This window comes from Streptomyces sp. YS-3, assembly GCF_045257485.1.
Classification (GTDB): Bacteria; Actinomycetota; Actinomycetes; order Streptomycetales; family Streptomycetaceae; genus Streptomyces.
Map to the genome: position 1 here is coordinate 1 of NZ_JBJHPC010000917.1, position 1796 is coordinate 1796.

A 1796-nucleotide genomic window follows, 5' to 3' on the forward strand; every position below is an offset into this window, starting at 1 on the left:
GGTGTCCCCGGTGTCCCCGTCCGGGAGTCCCCTCCCGCCGGTGCCCCGGCCCGGGGGACGTTCGCCGCCGTACCCGATATGTCGGTCGTTCCGTGCATGGTGCTCGCTGTCCCTCCCGTTGCCGACGCTCTTCGCCGCCGGTGTCAACGCCCCCGTTAACGCCCCGTTGCGGGAACAGACTGCCAAATGTGCCCAGTGGTACGGAAGCTGGGGCTCTGATGTCACTACGTCCGTGTCGTCACCATCGCCGCACGGTGACCCGGTTGTGACACCAGGTCACGGTGGTGCCGGGCGGGCGCACGGCAGGGACCCGGTATTGCCCCACCGCATAGTCTGGTTCCTCACCAGCCAGACGCAGCAGCTCGCACGCAGGGGGCATCCGCCATGACGACAGGTCGGCTCGGGCACGCCGCGCCACCGAACGCGGCCTACGCCGGGCAGGTCGTGAACTTCCCGGACCCGGTCCGCGCCTCCCGCCACCCCAGAGGGGTGCGGGTGGACGGTGACGGCTTCCCGGACTTCTCGGCGTACGCGCGTGCGGCGGCGGAGATCGCCGAGCCGCCGGAGGGCTTCGGCGTGGACGAGCTGCGGCTGACCGACTACGTGTCGGCCAACGCGGCGCTCGCCGCCGACGGCCACGAACTGTGGGACACCGTCCCGGCGGTCGCCACCCCGCACGGCTGGACCTGGCACCACGTGCCCGGCACCCGCCGGCTGGAGCTCGTCCCGGTCGAGGTGAAGGCGCTGCTGCGCCACCACGGGGGTCTGACGACGGCCGGTGTCGACCAGGACAAGCGCGGCACCCGCCCGCTCCAGGAGACGCGCCCGGTGCACTTCGGCGTACCCAAGGGCCTGGTCTCCGTCTCCGAGGCCCAACTCCTGGGCGTGGAGGAGGACCTGGGGTACCGGCTGCCCGGCGCCTACCGGACGTTCCTGAAGGCGGCGGGCGGTTGCGCGCCGGTGGGCGCGGCGCTCGACGCGGAGCTCGGGCTGCTGGTGGACCAGCCGTTCTTCACCGTGCGCGACCAGGCGGCGGTCAACGACCTCGTCTACATCAACAAGTGCCTGCGCGACCATCTGACCAAGGACTACCTGGGCGTGGCCTTCGTCCAGGGCGGCATCCTCGCCGTGAAGGTGAAGGGTTCCGCGACCGGTTCGGTCTGGTTCTGCGCGTACGACGACGCGCGCGACCAGGACGGCTGGAGCGTGCAGGAGCGCGTGGAGCGGCTGCTGCTGCCCTGCGGCGCCGACTTCGACGACTTCCTCCAGCGTCTCGCGGGCAACCCGCCGGAGCTGGAGACCGTGGCGAACCTGATGGTGGACGGCGGCTTCGCGCGCGCCGTACCGGTGGGGGAGTGAGTGTGATGGTGACCTTCGCCCAGGCGCAGGAGCGCGCGGAAGAGTGGATCAACGGGGACGTTCCCGCGTACCAGCACCGTGAGGTGCGGGTGCGGGAGTTCGAGCTCGGGTTCGTGGTGTGGGCCGAGGACCGGGCCGAGGGCCCGTCCTCGGACGGCGGCCGTCAGCGGCTCGTCATCGCCCGGGACAGCGGGGAGGCCACCCTGTGGCCGGGACTGCCGGTGGGTGAGGTGATCCGGCGGTACGAGGAGGAGTACGGCGTGGCTGACGAGCCCGAGGACGCGGTGCCCGCGCCCGCGCCCGAACGCATCGACCTCAACCAGACGTCGTTCCTGCTGACGCCGCCGGAGTGGCTGCAGGCGGCGGCGGACCGGATGGGGATCCCGGACCGCCGGGAGGAGAGCGGGGCGGCTGCGGCTGCGGCCCCCGCGCAGGAC

Annotated in this window: 1 protein-coding gene and 1 pseudogene; both read left to right on the top strand. The window is 72.4% G+C overall.

Features of this window, described 5'->3' with window-relative positions:
• The first annotated feature begins 384 nt into the window (after positions 1 to 384).
• Positions 385 to 1359 (top strand): SMI1/KNR4 family protein, encoded by a 975-nt coding sequence (locus tag ACJA3G_RS36240; RefSeq protein WP_406557281.1) that lies wholly within the window; start codon positions 385 to 387, stop codon positions 1357 to 1359.
• A gap of 5 nt (positions 1360 to 1364) precedes the next feature.
• A pseudogene (locus tag ACJA3G_RS36245) lies at positions 1365 to 1796 on the top strand (hypothetical protein); the annotation flags it as partial.